The following is a 16,572-nucleotide window of genomic DNA, read 5'->3' on the forward strand; positions in this document are numbered from 1 at the left end:
CGGTGAACCGCGGCGGGGTGCGCGCCGTGGTACCCGCAACAACCGTGGATATCGAGGAGCACCGTTGATGACCTCACGCACTGTGAGCCGCAGGCGGCTCGTCTGGGCTCTCGCGACCCTGACCTGCCTGGCGGGCGCGGCCGGGCTGGTCGCCGTGCCGTCGGCGAAGGCCGACCGCAGCGCACCGCTCGTCGGGGTGGCCGGCAAGTGTGTCGACGTCCAGTGGTCCGGTACGCAGAACGGCACCGCCGTGCAGTTGTGGGACTGCAACGGCACCAACGCGCAGAACTGGGCCGGAATCGGGCGCCAGGGCACGCTGCGCGCGTTCGGCAAGTGCCTGGACGTGGACGGCGGCTCGCACGATGACGGCGCACGGGTGCAGTTGTGGGACTGCAACGGCACCGGCGCGCAGGACTGGCTGCTGGAGAACGGTCAGCTGATCAACACCGGGTCCGGCAAGTGCCTGGACGCGTTCGGTGGGGCCCAGACCGGGACGGCGTTGCAGATCCGTGGTTGCTCCGGCGCGGTCACCCAGGCCTGGGCGGCGAGCGGCAGCCCGCAGGTGGTCGGACCCGAGGCGAAGAAGGGCGTGGCCACCTGGGCGTTCCCGCCCGGCGGTGACGGCATCCGGGACGTGGGGGCGAGCTGGTACTACGACTGGTCCACCTCGGACAGCGACGTGCCGGCGGCGGCCGAGTTCGTACCGATGATCTGGGGTGCCACCTTCGTCACCGACGCCGACCTGGCCACCGCCCAGCGGTCCGGCCGCACGTTGCTCGGCTTCAACGAGCCGGACCTGCCGGGACAGGCGAACATGTCGGTCGAGCACGCGCTGGACCTGTGGCCCCGGCTGCAGCACACCGGCATGCGGCTGGGCAGCCCGGCCGTCGCCTTCGGCGCCGACACCCCCGGCGGCTGGCTGGACCGGTTCCTCGCCGGTGTCCGTGAGCGGGGGCTGCGGGTCGACTTCATCGCCCTGCACTGGTACGGCTCGGACTTCGGTGACGAGGCGGCGAACCACCTGATGCAGTACGTGCACGCGGTCTACGAACGCTACCGCCTGCCGATCTGGATCACCGAGTTCGGCCTGATCGATTTCAGCCAGGGAGCGCCGCGCCACCCGACGCCGCAGCAGCTTGTCACGTTCATCGACAAGGCGACCGCCGCGTTGCAGGCCACGCCGTACGTCGAGCGGTACGCCTGGTTCGCCCTGCCGGCCAGCGGCGAGCACGCGGCACACGGGCTGTACCGCGAGGACGGTACCGCCACCGAGGCGGGCGCGGCCTACCGGGCGGCGGGTCGCTCCTAGGCCCGGGGGAGCGGGTGACTGGTGATTCTGCCGATGCGGGGTCGGCGGATAGCCCCAAACACTGATCGCAGTCGATACAGCTCCAACCCAAGGGAGTATCCGACGTGCGATCAACCACCACCACCCGTCCCCGTTCCCTCACCCTTGTGGCCCGGCTGGCGATGACCGCCGTCCTGGCCGCCGGTGGCGTCGTCGCCACCTCGTCCGCCGCCCAGGCCGCCAACCCGTACGAGCGGGGACCGGCGCCGACCAGCGCGATCCTGGAGGCCAGCCGCGGCCCCTTCGCGACCTCGTCGACGACGGTCTCCTCGCTGGTCAGCGGCTTCGGCGGCGGTGTCATCTACTACCCGACGACCACCACCGCGGGCACCTTCGGCGCGGTGGCCATCTCGCCCGGCTACACCGCCTCCTGGTCGAGTCTGGACTGGCTGGGGCCGCGGATCGCCTCGCACGGCTTCGTGGTCATCGGCATCGACACGATCACCCGCCTCGACCAGCCGAGCAGCCGGGGCCGGCAACTGCTGGCCGCGCTGGACTACCTGACCGAGCGTAGTTCGGTGCGGAGCCGTATCGACTCCAGCCGGCTCGCCGTGGCCGGTCACTCGATGGGCGGCGGCGGCAGCCTGGAGGCCGCCGCGAGCCGGCCGTCGTTGCAGGCCGCCGTGCCGCTGGCACCGTGGAACCTGACCAAGAACTGGTCGAACCTGCGGGTGCCGACGCTGATCATCGGCGGTGAGAGCGACTCCGTCGCCTCGGTGAGCACGCACTCCGAGCCGTTCTACAACAGCATCCCGGCCTCGGCGGAGAAGGCGTACCTGGAACTCAACAACGAGGGTCACTTCTTCCCGAACACGGTCAACACCCCCACCGCGAAGCAGATGGTGGCCTGGCTGAAGCGGTTCGTCGACGACGACACCCGCTACGACCAGTTCCTCTGCCCGGGCCCGAGTGGCCTGGCCGTGGAGGAGTACCGCAACACCTGCCCGCACTGACGGTCCTGCCGGGGCGGCCGCGACTCAGGCTGCCCCGGATCGTTCGGCCGCCGGTCTTCCGTCCCGAGGACCGGCGGCCGTATATTGCATCGAAAGTGCAAAAATTCTGGAGGTGGTGGGTGTCCGACCACACGGCCGACGGGCTGCGCGCGCTGGTCGCCGCGTTCCTCGACACGCACGACCCGAACGGTGACCGCCTCAGTTTCCTGCGCGCCCGCTTCGATGCCGGGCTGGCCTGGGTGCAGCACCCACCCGGGCGCGGCGGCCTGGGGGCGCCGCCGCAGCTGCAGGCGGTCGTCGACGACGCCTTCGCCGCGGCCGGCGCGCCGGACAACCGGCCCCGGCGCAACAGCATCGGGCTCGGCATGGCCGCGCCCACCCTGCTGCGGCACGCCAGCGACGCCCAGTGTCGACGCTGGCTGCGACCGCTGTGGACCGGTGAAGAGGTGTGGTGCCAGCTGTTCAGCGAGCCCGAGGCCGGCTCCGACCTGGCGAGCCTGCGCACCCGGGCGGTGCCCGACGGCGACGACTGGGTCGTCGACGGTCAGAAGGTGTGGACGTCGCTGGCCCACGAGGCGCGCTGGGCGATCCTGCTGGCCCGTACCGATCCGGCCGCGCCCAAGCACCACGGCATCACGTACTTCGTCTGCGACATGACTGCACCGGGAGTGCAGGTGCGTCCGCTGCGGCAGGCCACCGGCGAAGCGGAGTTCAACGAGGTCTTCCTCACCGGTGTCCGGGTGCCCGACGCCCACCGCATCGGCGCGGTCGGGCAGGGCTGGCAGATCGCCCGTACGACGTTGATGAACGAACGCGTCGCCATCGGCGGCCGACCGCTGCCCCGCGAGGGCGGCATGGTGGGCGTGCTGGCGCGGCTGTGGCGGGAACGCCCGGAGCTGCGCACCGCCGGGCTGCACGACGAGGTCCTGCGCGCCTGGGTGGGCGCCGAAGCCGCCCGGCTGGCCGCGTTGCGGCTGCGGCAGCTGATCGCCGCCGGTGAGCCCGGCCCGGAAGGCTCGGCGGTGAAGCTCTCCTTCGCCGAGCTGAGCCAGCGGATCAGCGGACTGGAGGTGGAGTTGCGCGGCGCCGAAGGGCTGCGGCACGACGACTGGACGATGCGCCGCCCGACCGAACCCGACCTGCTCGGCCGCACCGCCACCTACCGCTACCTGCGCGCCCGGGGCAACTCCATCGAGGGCGGGACCTCGGAGATCCTGCGCACCATCATCGCCGAGCGGGTGCTCGGGCTGCCCACCGAACCCCGGGTGGACCGATGAGCGACCTGCTCTACGACGCCGACGAAGAGGCGCTGCGCGACACCGTACGCGCGCTGCTGGCCGCGCACGCCCCGTGGCAACGCACGCTCGCCGCCGTCGACGGCGACGATCCGTACGACGCGACACTGTGGCGTCGACTTGTCGACCAGCTCGGCGTGACCGGGCTGGCCGTGCCCGCCGAGCACGGTGGCGCCGCGGCCGGCTTCCGCGAGGTCGCGGTGGTGCTGGAGGAGCTGGGTCGGGCGGTCGCGCCGGTGCCCTTCCTGGGTGCCGCCGTGGCGACCCGGGCGTTGCTGGCCTGTGCCGAGCACACCCTGCTGCGCCGGCTGGCCGCCGGTGAATGCGACGTGACGATGGCGATCGGCTTCGCCACCGCACCCGACCTCGCCACCGCAGCCGACTTCGCCACCGGGCCAGAGGCCCGCCCCGCCCCGGTCACGGTCGGTCCCGGACCGACGCTCACCGGTCGGGTGCGCGGTGTGGCCGACGCCGTGCCGCACGGACTGCTGCTGGTCCCGGCCGGCGACGCGCTCTACGTCGTCGACGCCGCCGAACCGGCGGTGCGGATGGCCGCCGTGGTGTCGCTGGATGCGACCCGTCCGCTCGTCGACATCGACTTCACCGGTGCGGCGGCCCGTCCGATCGCCACCGGCGCCGCCGCGGCCGACGCGGTGACCGCGGCGCTGACCGCCGGCGCGGCGCTGCTCGCCTCCGAGCAGGTCGGCCTGGCCCAGTGGTGTCTGGACACGACGGTGGCCTACGTGCGTCAGCGTCACCAGTTCGGCCGTCCGGTCGGCTCGTTCCAGGCGGTCAAGCACCGGCTGGCCGACGTGTGGGTGGAGCTGACCGAGGCCCGGGCGGTGGCCCGGTACGCCGCCGACCGGCTCGGCGCGGCCGGTCCCGAGGCGGCGCTGGCGGCCGCGTTGGCCCAGGCGTACTGCGGGCCGGTGGCGGTGCGGGCGGCGGAGGTCTGCGTCCAGTTGCACGGCGGGATCGGCTTCACCTGGGAGCACCCGGCGCATCTCTACCTCAAGCGTGCCAAGAGCGCCGCGATCGCCTTCGGCACCGCCGACCGGCACCGGGCCGCCCTGGCCCGGCTCGTCGACCTGCCGCCACCGGTCGCGGCCACCGGTCCGCCCGGCGCTGCCGTCCGCTGAGGACGCGGCATCGAAGGTGTTGACGAAACACGCGAGAAACGTACACTCCCAGTGTAATAAGTTTGGGCCGCACGGCGAGGGGCAGGGTTGATGACGGACGGTCTCGCACTGCACCAGGTCGGCGTCCGCTTCGGCGGCCTCACCGCCCTCGACGACGTCTCGCTGGAAGTCGGTCCGGGCGAGGTGGTCGGGGTGATCGGCCCCAACGGCGCCGGCAAGACCACCCTGTTCAACGTCGTGTGCGGCTTCGTCACCGCGCACACCGGCACGCTGACCCTCGACGGCCGGCCACTGCGGCCACGACCGCACCGGCTCACCCGACTGGGCATCGCCCGCACGCTGCAGGGCACCGGCCTGTTCGCCGGGCTCACCGTGCTGGAGAACGTGATGACCGGGGCCACCCACACCGCCCGCGCCGGCCTGCTGCCGGCGCTGCTCGGACTGCCCCGCAGCGACCGCGACGAGCGCCGGCTCCGCGAGCACGCCCGCACCGTCCTGGACGAGCTGGGCATCGCGGCGCACGCCGACGCCGCACCGGACACCCTCCCGTTCGCCGTACGTCAACGGGTCGCCCTCGCCCGTGCGCTGGCCGCCCGGCCCCGCCTGCTGCTGCTCGACGAACCGGCCGGCGGGCTCGGCGCCGACGACGTGGACAACCTCGCGGAGCTGATCCGGACGCTGCCGCACCGGGCCACCGACCCCTGCGCCGTGCTGCTCGTGGAACACCACATGGACCTGGTCATGGCGGTCTGCGACCGGATCGTGGTGCTCGACTTCGGACGGGTCGTCGCCGCCGGGCCACCCGACGCGGTCCGCGAGGACCCGGCCGTGGTGGACGCCTACCTCGGCGCGACCGTCGACGAGGCCGCCTGATGGCCGCCGACCTGCTCACCGCCGAAGCCCTGGCCTCCGGCTACGGACCGGTGCCGGTGCTGCACGGCGTCGACCTGCAGGTGCCCGCCGGCACCATCACCGCCGTCATCGGCGCCAACGGCGCCGGCAAGACCACCCTGCTGCGCACCCTGTCGGGCATGCTGCGGCCGAGCGCAGGCCGGATCCTGTTCGACGGACAGGACCTGCGGGGCACCCCGGTCGAGCAACTCGTCCGGCGCGGCGTGGCACACGTGCCGGAAGGCCGCGGCGTGATCGGCGAACTCACCGTGGCGGAGAACCTGCGCCTCGGCGCGCTGTGGCGCCGCGACCGCCGCGACGCCGCACGCGCCCTCGACGAGGTCTACCAGCTGTTCGAACCGCTCGCGCGGCGACGACGGCACCTCGGCCACCAGCTCTCCGGTGGCGAACGGCAGATGCTGGCCCTCGGCCGGGCCCTGGTCGCCCGACCCCGCCTGCTGCTGCTGGACGAACCGTCGCTCGGCCTGGCACCCCGTGTGGTGGCCCAGACCATGGCGCTGCTGCGCCGGCTGCGCGACGACACCGGGCTGACCGTGCTGCTGGTCGAGCAGAACGTGCGCAGCGCCCTGGCCGTCGCCGACCAGGGCATCGTGATGTCGCTCGGCCGGGTCGTCCTGGCCGCCCCGGCCGAGCGGCTGCGCGACGACGCCGACCTGCGCCACGCCTACCTCGGATTCTGACCAACGCTAGGAGGACCGTGGACCGCTTCCTCTTCCTCACCCTCGACGGGCTGTCGAGGGGCGCGGTCTACGCCGCGTTCGCCCTCGCCCTGGTGCTCATCTGGCGGGCCGGTCGGATCGTCAACTTCGCCCAGGGCGCGATGGCGGTCGCCGCCGCGTACGTCGCCTACAGCGTCACCGCCGCGACCGGGTCGTACTGGCTCGGCTTCGCCGCGGCACTGCTCGCCGGACTGCTGCTCGGCGTGATCGTCGACATCGCGGTGATGCGACTGGTGGACCACCGCTCACCACTGAACCCGGTGATCGTCGCGCTCGGGCTGGTCCTGCTGATCCAGGCGATCCTCGGCATGGTGTACGGCAACGAGTACCTGCCCGCACAGGCCCCGTTGAGCCGTACCGCGCTGACGGTGGGCGACACCGCCGTGCTGTCGCCGTACGACCTGTTCGTCTTCGCCACCGTCGGCGTGGTCGGCGCGGCCCTGGTCTGGATCTTCACCCGGACCGCGATCGGGCTTCGGATGCGGGCGGCGGCCTTCGCACCCGAGGTGTCCCGACTGCTCGGCGTGAACGTCGGCGGCATGCTCACCCTCGGCTGGGCGCTCGCCTCGGGCGTCGGTGCGCTGGCCGCGATGCTTGTCATCCCCACCGAACTGGGCCTGCATCCGCACGCGATGGACCTGGTCTTCGTCTCCGCGTTCACCGCCGCGGTGCTCGGCGGGCTGGACAGCCCGCCCGGCGCGGTCGTCGGCGGCCTCGGCGTCGGCCTGCTGCTGTCCTACGTCAGCGGGTACGCCGGCGGCGACCTCATCCCGCTGGCGGTGCTCGCCCTGCTGCTGACGGTGCTGCTGCTGCGCCCCGGCGGACTGTTCGCCACGGTCACCGCGAGGCGGGTGTGAGCGCCACCCGGGCGCCCGCGCCGCCCCGCCGACTGCGCGCCGTCGATCTCGTCCGTCCCGGCCGGTCCGTGCCGACCCTGCTCCGCCACCTCGTCGTGGCCGCCGGCGCCGCACTGGTGGTGCTGCTGATCAGCTACCAGCTCGACTCGTACCGCAACTTCCAGCTCGCCACGGTGGCGGCCTACCTGTGCGCCACCGCCGGGCTGACCATCCTCACCGGGCTCTGCGGGCAACTCTCGCTGGGGCACGGGGCGTTGATGGCCACCGGCGCGTACACGGTCGCGCTGTGCCAGAACGCCTTCTTCGATCGGGGCGTCACCTCCGGCTCGGTGCTGCTGCTGTCGCTGCTCGCCGCCGTCGCGGTCACCGTGACGGTGGGTCTGGTCGTCGGCGTCGCCGCCGCCCGGCTGCGCGGCCCCTACCTGGCCGGGCTCACCCTGGCGGTGGCGGTGGTGGTGCCGGCGTTGACCGTCACCTTCGACGGCATCTTCAACGGCGAGCAGGGCCTGCCGGTGCCGGTGGCGCCCGCACCAGCGGGGCTGGGTCTCTACTTCCCGCACGAGCGGTGGCAGCTCTGGGTGGCCGCCGGGGCGACCCTGCTCTGCCTGGTGGTGCTGGCCAACCTGGTCCGCAGCCGCTACGGCCGGTTGTTCCGGGCGGTACGCGACGACGAGGTCGCCGCCCGGCTGGCCGGCATCCATGTCGCCCGTACCCAGGTCATCGCCTTCGTGGTCAGCGCGGCCGGCGCCGGTCTCGGCGGCGCCCTGCTGGCGGTGCTCGCGCAGAGCGTGTCACCCGGCGCGTTCGGTCTGAACCTGTCGTTGTTCCTGCTCATGGCCGTCGTCATCGGCGGTCTCGGTCGGCTCGCCGGCGCCGTGTGGGGTGCCTTCCTGCTGGTCGTCCTGCCCGACCTGACGCACTCCCTGACGAACCTGTTCACCCTCTCACCGGCGACGGCGCAGCGGCTGGAGGGCAACCTCCCGCTGGCGATCTTCGGGGCCACGTTGATCGTGGTCATGATCGCCGCCCCCGGCGGTGTGCAGGGTCAACTGTCCCGACTGACCCGGGCGCTGCGCGCCCGCCGGCCGGCCGGGCGCTCGTAACCGCCCCACCCCCACCACCCACCTCGCACAACCGGACCGATGAAAGGTCGGTGTCCCATGCGAACCACGGAACGGCGCGGTCTCGCGATCGCCACCACCCTCACCTTGCTGCTCACTCTCACCGCGTGTGGCTCCGACGACGGCCCCGGCGCCGGGGAACCGGTTCCCGGGGTCACCGACACGGAGATCGTCGTCGGCACCCACATGCCGCTGACCGGACCGGCCTCCGCCGGCTACTCGAAGATCGCCCCGGCCACCAAGGCCTACTTCGACTACGTCAACGCCAACGGCGGCGTCCACGGCCGCAAGATCACCTACAAGGTCATGGACGACGGCTACAACCCGGCCACCACCCAGCAGGTCGTACGGCAACTCGTCCTGCAGGACAAGGTCTTCGCCGTCCTCAACGGCCTCGGCACCCCCACCCACACCGGCGTGCTGGACTTCCTGCACACCAACCGGGTGCCCGACCTCTTCGTCGCCTCCGGCAGCCGCAACTGGGACCAGCCCGACCGCTACCCGAACACCTTCGGCTTCAACCCGGACTACACGGTCGAGGGCAAGATCCTGGCCAACCACGTGAAGACCACCCTGCCCGGCCGGAAGGTCTGCTTCCTCGGTCAGGACGACGATTTCGGGCAGGACGCCCTGGCCGGCGTGGAGAAGGTGCTCGGCGCCGACGGCGTGGTGGTCCGCGAGACGTACGTGACGAGCAACACCAACGTCGCCCCTCAGATCGGTGCGTTCAAGGCCGCCGGTTGTGAGGTCGTCATCCTCGCCACCGTGCCCGGCTTCACCGCTCTGTCCGTCGGCACCGCCGCCCGGCTGGGCTTCCGTCCCCAGTGGGTGGTGTCGAACGTGGGCGCCGACCACCCGACGCTGGCCCGGCAACTCGGCGACGCCGCCGGGCTGCTGGAGGGCATGGTCGGCCTGAACTACCTGCCGATGCAGGGCGACACCGACAACCCGTGGATCCAGCTGTTCACCAAGGTGAACGCCGAACACAACGGTGGCGCGGAGTTCGACGGCAACACCGTCTACGGGATGGCCGTGGGCTACCTGTTCGTGCAGGTGCTGCTGGCCGCCGGCAAGGACCTCACCCGCGAGTCGCTGGTCGAGGCTGTCCGCAAGGGCGGCTACCAGGGGCCCGGCGTCGCGCCGCTGCGCTTCTCCGCCGACGACCACTCCGGCTACGGCGGGGGTCGGCTGAGCCGGGTCAGCGGGGGAGAGCAGAGCTACTTCGGCCCGACGTACGAGACCGACGAGGCCGACGGACCGGTCAACGAGTACACCGCACCGCCGGTGTCGCCACCGGTCAACGGCGTACCGACCGCCTGAGTACCACGTCCGCGTGGTCCGCACCCCGGTACGGGTGCGGGCCACGCCCGACCGCAGACGGGAGTCCGATGTCGACAACCGACCCGGCCACCGACGGCGCGACCGCCGGCAAGCCGCAAGGAGCACGGTGGTTGTCGGGGGCGGCGGTCGTGGTGACCGGTGCCGGCTCCGGCATCGGTGCGGCCCTCGCCGAGCGGTTCGCCGCCGCCGGGGCCCGCGTGATCGTCAACGACCTCGACGCCGAGGCGGCACAGGCCGTGGCCGCTCGGATCGACGGGTACGCCTGCCCGGCCGACGCCGCCGACCCGGCCGGTGTCGCCGAGTTGGTGGACGTTGCCCGCCGACGGCTCGGCGGCGTCGACCTGTACTGCGCCAACGCCGGCGTGGCAACCGCCGGCGACGCCGACGACCAAGCGTGGGAGACGGCCTGGCGGGTCAACGTGATGTCGCACGTGCACGCCGCCCGCGAACTGCTGCCACACTGGCTCGCCGCCGGGCGAGGGCGGCTGCTGGTCACCTCGTCCGCCGCCGGCCTGCTGACCATGCTCGGCAACGCGCCGTACGCGGTGACCAAACACGCCGCGCTCAGCTTCGCCGAATGGCTGCGCGCCACGTACGCGCACCGGGGCATCGTCGTGCAGGCGCTCTGCCCGCAGGGTGTGCGTACCCCGATGCTGGCCGCCGGCGACGCGATGAGCAGTGCCCTGCTGGACGCCACCGCCGTCACCACCGACCAGGTGGCCGACTGCGTGCTGGCGGCGCTGGACGACGACCGGTTCCTGGTGCTGCCGCACCCGCAGGTTGCCGGCTGGTACGCCCACCGGGCCGCCGACCCGGACCGCTGGCTGCGCGGCATGAACCGCCTCCAGCAGCAGACGGAGCAGCGCGATGCCTGACCCGGCGGGCGACACCGCACCGCTGCCCGGACTCGACCTGGACCGGCTGGCCACCTACCTGCACCACCAGGTGCCCGGGCTGATCACCGGGCCGCTGCACGGTGCGCTGCTGACCGGCGGGCGTTCCAACCTCACCTACGCGGTGACCGACGGGCAGAGCCGCTGGGTGCTGCGCCGCCCGCCGCTGGGTCACGTCCTGGCCACCGCCCACGACATGGGCCGGGAGTACCGGGTGATGGACGCCCTCGCGCCGACCGCCGTCCCGGTGCCGCCGATGGTCCACCACTGCGCCGACCCGGCGGTGCTCGGAGTGCCGTTCTACCTGATGGGGCAGGTGCCCGGCCGGGTGCACCGAGAACCGGAGGAACTCGTCGGCTGGTCCCCGTCGCAGGTGCGCGACCTGGCGTTCAGGCTGATCGACCTGCTGGCCGTGCTGCACACGGTCGAGCCGGCCGAGGTCGGCCTGGCCGACTTCGGTCGCCCCGACGGGTTCAACGCCCGGCAGGTCCGCCGCTGGAAACGCCAACTCGACGCGTCCCGCAGCCGGGAGCTGCCCGGCATCGGCGAACTGCACGACCGGCTGGCCGCCGCCGTACCCGAGACCCGTGCGGCGGCCGTGCTGCACGGCGACTTCCGGCTGGACAACGTCCTGCTCGGCGACGACGGCACCGTACGCGCCGTACTGGACTGGGAGATGTCCACCCTCGGCGACCCGCTGGCCGACCTGGCCCTGTCGCTGGTCTACGCCCGCCGGGTGACCGCACCCGGACAACCGGGCACCGACGAGTTGGCCGCCCGCTACGCCCGACGCACCGGACGATCGGTCGACGCACTGCCCTGGTACCTCGCCTTCGCCGCCTTCAAGCTCGCGGTGATCCTCGAGGGCGTGCACTACCGCTACGTGCAGGGCCAGACCGTCGGCGACGGATTCGACCAGATCGGCCCGCGGGTGCCGCCGCTGATCGCCGAGGGCCTGAGCACGCTAGGGAGACGATGACGTGGACTTCCGCTACGACGACACCACCGAACGGCTGCGCGAGCGCCTGCACGAGTTCATGACCGAGTGCGTCCATCCGGCCGAGCCGATCTTCGAAGCCCAGTCCCGGACGCCCGCGCAACCGTGGACGGTGCCGCCGGTGGTGGGCGAACTCCAGGCGGAGGCGCGCCGCCGCGGCCTGTGGAACCTCTTCCTGCCCGGCGAGCACGGCGCCGGCCTGACCAACCTCCAGTACGCACCCCTGGCGGAGATCACCGGCCACTGCCCGTGGCTGGCCCCGGTCGCGCTCAACTGCGCCGCACCGGACACCGGCAACATGGAACTGCTCGCCCAGTTCGGCTCGGCGCAGCAACGCGAGCAGTGGCTCACCCCGCTGCTCGACGCCCGGATCCGGTCCGCCTTCGCGATGACCGAGCCGGCGGTCGCCTCCTCCGACGCCACGAACATCGCCACCCGCATCGAACGCGACGGCGACGAGTACGTCGTCAACGGCCGCAAATGGTTCGTCACCGGCGCGATGGACCCACAGTGCGCGATCTTCATCGTGATGGGCCGCACCGACCCCTCGGCCCCCCGACACCAACAGCACAGCCAGATCCTGGTCCCGCGCGCCACACCGGGCGTCACCGTCCGCCGAGGCATGACCGCCTTCGGGTACGACGACAGCGACCACGGCGGCCACGCCGAGATCGACTTCGTCGACGTACGGGTGCCGGCGGCGAACCTGATCGGCACCGAGGGATCGGGCTTCGCCATCTCGCAGGCCCGGCTCGGTCCGGGTCGGGTGCACCACTGCATGCGGCTGCTCGGCATGGCGGAACGGGCCGTCGAGCTGATGTGCCGGCGGGTCAGCCAGCGCCACGCCTTCGGTGCGCCGCTTGCCGATCAGGGCGTGGTGCGGGACTGGATCGCGCAGGCCCGGGTGCGCCTGGAGCAGGCCCGCCTGCTGGTGCTCAAGACCGCCTGGCTGATGGACACCGTCGGCAACCGGGCGGCGCACACCGAGATCCAGGCCATCAAGATCGCGGTGCCGGAGACGGTCGAATGGATCATCGACCGGGCGGTGCAGGCCCACGGCGCGGCCGGGGTCAGCCAGGACACCCCGCTGGCCCGGCTCTGGACCCGGGCCCGCGCGGTACGCATCGCCGACGGCCCCGACGAGGTGCACCGGCAGTCCCTGGCCCGCCGGGAGCTGCGTCGGTATCGGGACGCGGAAGCCGTACCAGCGCGCGTCTAGACTCGGCTGGCACGAGGGAGCAGCAAGGGTGAGGAGACGGGCGCGGATGGTCGGTGCCGAGACCGCCGGTCGGGTCGACGGGCGCACTGCGCGGGCGGAGCGCACCCGGGCGGCCATCGTCGAGGCGCATCTCGCGCTCATCTCCGAGGGCGACCTGCGTCCGACCGGTGAGCGCATCGCCGAGCGGGCCGGCATCTCCCTGCGTACGCTCTGGACCAACTTCAAGGACATGGAGACCCTGTTCGAGGCCAGCGGCGCGGAGCTGCTGCGCCAGCAGGACGCCGCCTGGCGGCCGATCTCGCCCACCCTGCCGCTCGCCAAGCGGGTCGACGCCTTCTGCCGGCAGCGGGCCAAGCTGCTGCAACTGATCGCACCGTCGGCGCGGGCCGCGCAGATGCGCGAGCCGTTCTCCGCACAGCTGCGCCGCAACCGGCTCAAGCACATCGCCCGGGTACGCGACGAGATCGAGCAGTTGTTCGCCGAGGAACTCGACCGCGCCGGGCCGGCACGCGACCAGGTGGTCAACGCGGTGGTGGCGGCCAGCACCTGGCCTGCCTGGTCCACCCTGCGCGACGGCCTCGGGCTGGGCGTGGACGCCGCCCGGGCGGTGATGGCCCGTACCGTCGGCGCGCTGCTGGCTCAGGTGGACGAGCGCTGACGGGTCGCGGCCGGTACCGCGAGGCGGGTGACCTGGGGCAGTTGCCGCAGAATTCCGCTTCTACCTCTTCTCAAGCGCTGTCCGATAGGTGAGACTCGATGCATGGTTAGTGCATCAGCAGTGCAAATAGAAGTGCTACGGGGCCGGCAGGGGGAGTGCCGGGAGATCCGCTCGCTGCTCGCCGCACCGGCCGGAGGAGCGCTCCTGCTGCACGGCGAGCCCGGCGCGGGGCGCACCGCCCTGCTGGCGTACGCCCACCGCCACCGTGCAGGTCGCCGCCTGCTGGCCGCCGCCGGCCTGGCCGACGAGGCGATGCTGCCCTACGCCGGACTGCAGCGGCTGCTCGACCCCGTGCTCGACCGCGCACACGCGCTACCCGAACGGCAGCGGCAGGTGCTGCGCGACGCCCTGACCGGCGAAGGCTGCCCCGACCGCGACCAGCTCATCCTCTCCCACGCCGTCCTCGGACTGCTCGCCGAAGCCGCCCACGACGGCCCACTGCTCTGCACCATGGACGACCTCGACGCAGGCGACACCCCGACGGTGCGGGTACTGACCTTCGTGGCCCGACGGCTGCCCCAACTGCCGGTCGTGCTCCTGCTCACCGCCGGCAACGACACCGCAGCGCAGGCGATACCCGGCCGCCGACTACTGCCCCTGGACCCCTCCGACAGCCTCGCCCTGCTGACCGCCCGACGCCCCGGCCCACCACCACCCGAGCCGGTGCTGGCCGCCCTGACCACCCTCGCCGCCGGAAACCCACAGGCACTCGTCGACCTCGCCGACACGCTGACCCCCGGCCAATGGTGCGGCACCGAACCCCTGCCGGCCGCACCGCCGACCGACGGCACCCTCGGCCGGACGTACCGCGCCCTGCTGGCCCGCCTGCCCCGCGACACCCAGGGCGCGCTGCTGCTGGCCGCGATCGCCGCAGCCGACCTCGCCACCCCGACCGGCCGGGCCGCCGCCGTGGACCCGGTCACCCTGGGACGCGCACTGCGCGCGACCGGCAGCGGCGTCGAGGCACTCGTGCCCGCCGAGGCCGCCGGCCTGATCCGGATCACCACACCCGGTGGCGCCGAGTTTCCCCGACCGCTGGCCCGCAGCATGATCGAGGCGACCGCCTCCGTCACCGCCCGCCGCGACGCCCACCTGCTGCTCGCCGCCGCCCTCGACGGCACCGGCTCGCGACTGCGTCGGGCCCTGCACCGGGCCGCGGCAACCGACGGAGATGATCCGGCGCTGGCCGCCGAGCTGGAGGACGCGGCGGCAGCGCACCAGGACCGGTCGGTGGCCGCGACCGCGCTGGCCCGGGCCGCCGAACTCAGCGACGACCCGGCGCTCGCCACCGCCCGGCAGGTCACCGCGGCCCGCTACGCCTGGCAGGCCGGACAACCCGAGCGGGCTCACGCGCTTCTGCACCACCTCGCCGACACGACCGGCCCACTGCCACACCAGGCCCCACCCACGCCGACCGGCCGCAGCGCCGCTAGCCTGCCGATGACCCCACCCGCGCCGACCGGGCGCAGCGCTCCTGGCCTGTCGATGACCCCACCCTCGCTGGCCGGGCGTAGCGCCGCTGGCCCGCAAGTTACCGCTGCCACGGCTGGCCTGGCCGAACTACTGCGCGGTGAGATGCACCTGCGCTGCGGTCGCGCCTCCACCGCACTGCCCACCCTGCTGGCCGCCGCCACCACACTGGCCGACGTCGACCGCGAGTCGGCACTGGTCGCCCTGGTCCGCGCCGGTGAGGCCGTCTGCTTCTCCGGGGACCACTACCGCTACGGCGAGGTGGCCCGCCGGGTGCAGGCACTCCGCCGCGACGGGGATCCGCCCTGGGCGGACCTGCTGACCACCCTGGTCGCCGGGGTCGCCGCCACCCTGCGGGGCGAGCACGCCCACGGCGGCCCGCTGCTGCGCCGGGCGGTGGCCCTCGGCGGCCGGCTGCGCGGTGCCGCAGTCACCCCGACCGCGTTGACCGGTGCGGCCGCCGCCGGCCTGCTGGTCGCGGTCGACGCTGCGGCGTACCGGCTCGCCGAGGACGCCGTCGACCTGGCCACCGACCGAGGCGAAGTGTCACTACTGCCCAGGGCGCTCGAACTGCGCGCGATGAGCGAATACTGGCTGGGCAGGCACGACGCCGCAGCGAAAAGCTGCCAGGAAGGACTGCGGGTGGCCCGGGCCGCCGGACAGCACGCCACTGCCGGCGTACACCTGGGTCTGCTCGCCGTGCTGTCGGCCGTGCGGGCCGACCACGACGCCTGCCTCGGCCACGTCGCCGAGCTGGGCGACACCGCCGCACCCGGCAGCCGCCCGTACGCCCTCGCCCAGTGGGCCCTCGGGGTGCTGGACCTGGTCGACGGCCGGTACGCCGACGCCGCGGACCGGCTGGCCACGCTGGCCCGCCCCGGCACCGGGCGCGGCCAGGTGCTCGTCCAGGTGATGGCCACACCCCACCTGGTGGAAGCCGCCGCCCACGACGGCAGACCCGCCCGGGCCCGAGCCGCGCTCGCCGTCTTCGACCGCTGGGCCGGCAGCACCGCCAGCCCGCTGCGCCGGGCGCTGTCGGCCCGCTGCCACGCGCTGCTGGCCCCGCGCGGCAGCGCCGAAGCCGAAGAACACTTCGACCGGGCGTTGTGCCTGCACCCGGCCGACGCCGCCACCTTCGAACGGGCCCGCACCGAACTGCTCTACGGCCGGGAACTACGCCGCAACCGGCGGCCCCGCGACGCCCGCGACCACCTGCACCGGGCCCGGCAGACCTTCGTCCTGCTCGGTGCCGACGTGTGGGCGCGGCAGACCACCGTGGAGCTACGCGCGGCGGGGGAGTCTGTTGGCACGCCGGACCGGCAGGCGGTACGGCTGCTGACCGGGCAGCAGTTGCGCATCGCCCAACTGGTCGCCGCCGGCGCCACCAACCGGGAGGTCGCCACGCAGATGTTCCTGTCCACCCGGACCATCGACCACCACCTGCGCAACATCTACCACCGGCTCGGCATCCGCTCCCGCACCGAACTGGCCCGCGCCTTGGGCTGAGGCCGCGACAGCATCTGGTCAAGCCGTACCCGTTCCGCAGGCTGTCGCGATGCTGCGATGATCGGTGCCACGATCAGGGGCGAG

General features: G+C 73.2%; 14 protein-coding genes. All 14 read left to right on the plus strand.

The features are described from left to right. Positions 1-67 precede the first annotated feature (67 nt). The 14 genes from JMF97_RS23720 to JMF97_RS23785 all read left to right on the plus strand — a co-directional run bounded on the left by JMF97_RS23720 (position 68) and on the right by JMF97_RS23785 (position 16,488). Entirely contained in the window at positions 68-1,309 is a 1,242-nt protein-coding gene (locus JMF97_RS23720; RefSeq protein ID WP_203223521.1) for a glycoside hydrolase family protein, read from the plus strand. Between the two features lie 161 nt (positions 1,310-1,470). Beyond that, positions 1,471-2,301, plus strand: coding sequence for an alpha/beta hydrolase family protein (locus tag JMF97_RS23725; RefSeq protein ID WP_238360046.1), 831 nt, complete (start codon positions 1,471-1,473; stop codon positions 2,299-2,301). Positions 2,302-2,420: 119 nt separating this feature from the next. Then, positions 2,421-3,578, plus strand: coding sequence for an acyl-CoA dehydrogenase family protein (locus JMF97_RS23730; protein WP_203223523.1), 1,158 nt, complete (start codon positions 2,421-2,423; stop codon positions 3,576-3,578). Beyond that, positions 3,575-4,735 (plus strand): acyl-CoA dehydrogenase family protein, encoded by a 1,161-nt coding sequence (locus JMF97_RS23735; protein WP_203223524.1) that lies wholly within the window; start codon positions 3,575-3,577, stop codon positions 4,733-4,735. Before JMF97_RS23730 ends, JMF97_RS23735 begins: the two co-directional genes overlap by 4 nt. Positions 4,736-4,825: 90 nt before the next feature. Beyond that, positions 4,826-5,608 (plus strand): ABC transporter ATP-binding protein, encoded by a 783-nt coding sequence (locus JMF97_RS23740; protein WP_203223525.1) that lies wholly within the window; start codon positions 4,826-4,828, stop codon positions 5,606-5,608. Then, the gene (locus tag JMF97_RS23745) at positions 5,608-6,327 is read left to right on the plus strand and encodes an ABC transporter ATP-binding protein (protein ID WP_203223526.1); all 720 of its coding nucleotides are present in this window, start codon (positions 5,608-5,610) and stop codon (positions 6,325-6,327) included. Before JMF97_RS23740 ends, JMF97_RS23745 begins: the two co-directional genes overlap by 1 nt. 17 nt (positions 6,328-6,344) lie before the next feature. Further along, positions 6,345-7,223, plus strand: coding sequence for a branched-chain amino acid ABC transporter permease (locus JMF97_RS23750; protein WP_203223527.1), 879 nt, complete (start codon positions 6,345-6,347; stop codon positions 7,221-7,223). Further along, positions 7,220-8,326: a branched-chain amino acid ABC transporter permease gene (locus JMF97_RS23755; protein WP_203223528.1), complete on the plus strand. Its 1,107-nt coding sequence runs from the start codon at positions 7,220-7,222 to the stop codon at positions 8,324-8,326. The genes JMF97_RS23750 and JMF97_RS23755 overlap by 4 nt, the downstream gene beginning before the upstream one ends. A 57-nt stretch (positions 8,327-8,383) precedes the next feature. Further along, complete coding sequence (locus JMF97_RS23760; protein ID WP_203223529.1) at positions 8,384-9,664, plus strand: ABC transporter substrate-binding protein; 1,281 nt, start codon at positions 8,384-8,386, stop codon at positions 9,662-9,664. A gap of 131 nt (positions 9,665-9,795) precedes the next feature. Beyond that, positions 9,796-10,560 (plus strand): SDR family NAD(P)-dependent oxidoreductase, encoded by a 765-nt coding sequence (locus JMF97_RS23765; protein ID WP_203223716.1) that lies wholly within the window; start codon positions 9,796-9,798, stop codon positions 10,558-10,560. Next, the gene (locus tag JMF97_RS23770) at positions 10,553-11,557 is read left to right on the plus strand and encodes a phosphotransferase family protein (RefSeq protein ID WP_203223530.1); all 1,005 of its coding nucleotides are present in this window, start codon (positions 10,553-10,555) and stop codon (positions 11,555-11,557) included. The genes JMF97_RS23765 and JMF97_RS23770 overlap by 8 nt, the downstream gene beginning before the upstream one ends. Before the next feature lies 1 nt (position 11,558). Beyond that, positions 11,559-12,794: an acyl-CoA dehydrogenase family protein gene (locus JMF97_RS23775; RefSeq protein WP_203223531.1), complete on the plus strand. Its 1,236-nt coding sequence runs from the start codon at positions 11,559-11,561 to the stop codon at positions 12,792-12,794. Positions 12,795-12,840: 46 nt separating this feature from the next. Then, positions 12,841-13,452, plus strand: a complete 612-nt coding sequence (locus tag JMF97_RS23780; protein ID WP_102657560.1) for a TetR/AcrR family transcriptional regulator — start codon at positions 12,841-12,843, stop codon at positions 13,450-13,452. Positions 13,453-13,572: 120 nt separating this feature from the next. Then, entirely contained in the window at positions 13,573-16,488 is a 2,916-nt protein-coding gene (locus JMF97_RS23785; protein ID WP_307817086.1) for a helix-turn-helix transcriptional regulator, read from the plus strand. Positions 16,489-16,572: the final 84 nt, after the last annotated feature.

The organism is Micromonospora fiedleri (assembly GCF_016774385.1).
GTDB classification, from domain to species: domain Bacteria; phylum Actinomycetota; class Actinomycetes; order Mycobacteriales; family Micromonosporaceae; genus Micromonospora; species Micromonospora gifhornensis.